Genomic DNA, 2780 nt, shown 5'->3' on the forward strand with positions numbered 1-2780 from the left:
CACCGACCACGACTACTGGGTTAGATGTGAACTCCCGTGAAGTGGCGAAGTCATGGTTGCGAACCTGAAACTCCCACCGCTCGGGATTCCTCCGCGTTAAGACGGAGGAGGATGTCAATCAGTAACTACCCACTTTTCCCCGGCTCCTGACTCCATCCCACTACCCGCTCCTTGCCCTACCCACCGCCCGCTCCTTGCCCTACCCACTACCCGCTCCTTGCCCTACCCACCACCCGCTCCTCGCCCCACCCACCACCCCCTTAACCCCCCGTTTCACCGGAAACACGGTGTGTGTCTCCACCAATCTGCCCGACTCACGACCACCCCACAGACGGTCGCGAAGCAGAACGCATTTCACCGGAAACACGGTGTCTCTCTCATGGACGCAGCGGACGATCTCTTCACGAGAGAGGATCCCATCTTCGCGAACAAGGAGCTCCTCGAGATCAGCCACCTACCGGGCGAGGGACGAATCGTCGGTCGAGACGACGAAATCGCTGACCTGGCGACGGCGGTCAACCCAGCGATCTTCGGTCAGAGCCCCAGCAACGTACTCATCTACGGGAAGACGGGCACCGGAAAGTCGCTGTGTGCGAAGTACGTCTCCAAGCGACTCGTCTCGACCGCGAGCGAGGAAGGCGTCACAGCGACGTTCGCCTACGTCGACTGCGCGCAGGACACCACGGAGACGCAGGCGGTCCAGACCATTGCCGAGGGCGTCAACGACCCCGAGGAGACCGGGATCAACGTCCCAGACAAGGGACTTTCGACCTCCACGTACTACAAACGGCTCTGGCGGATCCTCGACCAGCAGTACGACGTCGTCCTGATCCTGCTCGACGAGATCGACAAGCTCGACGACGACGCTATCCTGATGCAATTGTCCCGCGCGGGCGAGGCCGGAAAGATCACCGACTGTAAGCTGGGCGTCGTTGGAATCAGTAACAAGATCCAGTACAAAGACCGGATGGACGAGCGCGTCAAGTCCAGCCTCTGCGAACGCGAGTTCGTCTTCCCGCCGTACGACGCGAATCAGCTCAGGGAGATCATGCAAGCGCGTGCGGACGCGTTCCACGACGACGTCCTCGAACCGTCGACGGTCCCCCGGGCCGCCGCGCTCGCCGCACGCGAACACGGCGACGCGCGGAAGGCCATCGACATCCTCCGGTACGCGGGCGAGATCGCGCAGGCGAACGGCGAACCCACGGTCCGCGAGGAGTTCGTCACGCAAGCGCGCGAACGCGCCGAGACCGACCGCTTCCGGGAGCTTATCCGCGGGTCCACGCCACATTCGCGGTACGTGCTTCAGGCGCTCGCGCTGCTCTCGCTCTCGAACGGCCGGCAAGACGGCTTCCGGACGAGTCGGGTGTACGAAATCTACGAGAACATCTGCCGACAGGAGGGCTCTGACAGCCTTTCTCTGCGACGCGTCCGGGACCTTCTGAAGGAACACGCGTTCCTCGATATCATCGAACAGTCGAAACACAGCGGCGGCAGCGCCGAGGGGAGCTACACGAAACACCAACTTCTCGAGGATCCGAGCGTCGTCAAAGAGGTTCTCACCCAGGACGACGCCGAAACGTAACCGAACCGCGCTCGGTCGTTCGACAGCGACTGCCGCCCGCGTGACGCGAATTGCCAGCCGTTCGATTTCGATCCCCGCCCCGGCACCGAGACGAGGCCTCCGAACAGACCGATCGATTCACCGCGTCAGCCGAGCAGGCCGAGTCCTTCGATGCGCTCGACGATCTCCTCGACGGCTTCCTCGGCGTCGTCGGTCCGCTTGCCGCCGGTGATGACTATCTTTCCGCTCCCGAAGAGGAGGATGACGACTTCGGGTTCGTCCATCCGGTAGACGAGGCCGGGGAACTGCTCCGGCTCGTACTCCACGTCTTCGAGGCCGAGTCCGATCGCGAGGGCGTTGAGGTTGAGGTTATGCCCGAGGTCTGCGCTCGACACGATGTTCTGAACCGTGATCTCCGGATCGTCTTCGACCGGGATCTGGAGTCCCCGTAGCTTTTCGAAGATGATCCCGAGCGCGTCGTGGACGTCGTCGATGCTCTTCGCGCCCGTGCAGACGATCTTCCCCGAGCGGAAGATGAGCGCGGCCGCCTTCGGCTCCTGGGTCCGGTACACGAGGCCAGGGAAGTTGTCCGGGTTGAAATCCGCTCCCGGGAGGTCCTCCGCGAGCGCTTCTAAGTCCAGCTCCTGACCGATACCCGTCGATGCAACAACATTCTGAATCTCGATCGAGTCTGCAGGGTTCGTCATCGTTCGCTTTTATATGTGTCCCCCTCCCTTATAAACGCCCGTGGTATAAACAACCGGTCAGTCCCGAAACGGTTCTGCTCAATCACGCGTACGCGTGAGACTCCATTATCGCCCGAGAATTTATGATCTACTTCTGTCATGTGTCCCGATATCGAGTTCCTATCGAATCATTCGATTACGCTGATCGTCTCCCGCCGTCAACCCTCACCGATCGTTCAGCTCGCTGTAAACTGCTCCATGAAACCGCATGACGTGGAGAAGATGGTTCGACGGGATTAAGTACAACCCGGGCATTCGATGAGATGCGAGGCGCCCCCGCCGAGGGGGCACTGACCGGCCGTTGACGCGGCCGGTCGAAGCGTTCCGACGTGCTTAAGTGTATAAGCCCGTTCGGTTGATACGCGAAGAACGCACCGCGGACTCGGGCCGTTCAACTCGGCCCGGTTTCGCAGAGTCGGTTCGTCCGACTCACCCGATGAGGATCACGCCCCCTGCGCTCCGGCGTAAGC

At 61.7% G+C, this 2780-nt stretch carries 2 protein-coding genes; one reads left to right on the forward strand and one right to left on the reverse strand.

What is annotated here, in order from left to right; all coding sequences use genetic code 11:
- Positions 1 to 379 precede the first annotated feature (379 nt).
- Complete coding sequence (locus tag F3H13_RS16010; protein WP_149800002.1) at positions 380 to 1585, forward strand: Cdc6/Cdc18 family protein; 1206 nt, start codon at positions 380 to 382, stop codon at positions 1583 to 1585.
- A 125-nt stretch (positions 1586 to 1710) separates the two neighbouring features.
- Here F3H13_RS16010 and F3H13_RS16015 read toward each other — a convergent pair whose 3' ends face one another.
- Positions 1711 to 2271: a TATA-box-binding protein gene (locus F3H13_RS16015; protein WP_049932645.1), complete on the reverse strand. Its 561-nt coding sequence runs from the start codon at positions 2269 to 2271 to the stop codon at positions 1711 to 1713.
- Positions 2272 to 2780 lie beyond the last annotated feature (509 nt).

This window comes from Halorubrum xinjiangense (assembly GCF_900102375.1).
Lineage (GTDB): Archaea > Halobacteriota > Halobacteria > Halobacteriales > Haloferacaceae > Halorubrum > Halorubrum xinjiangense.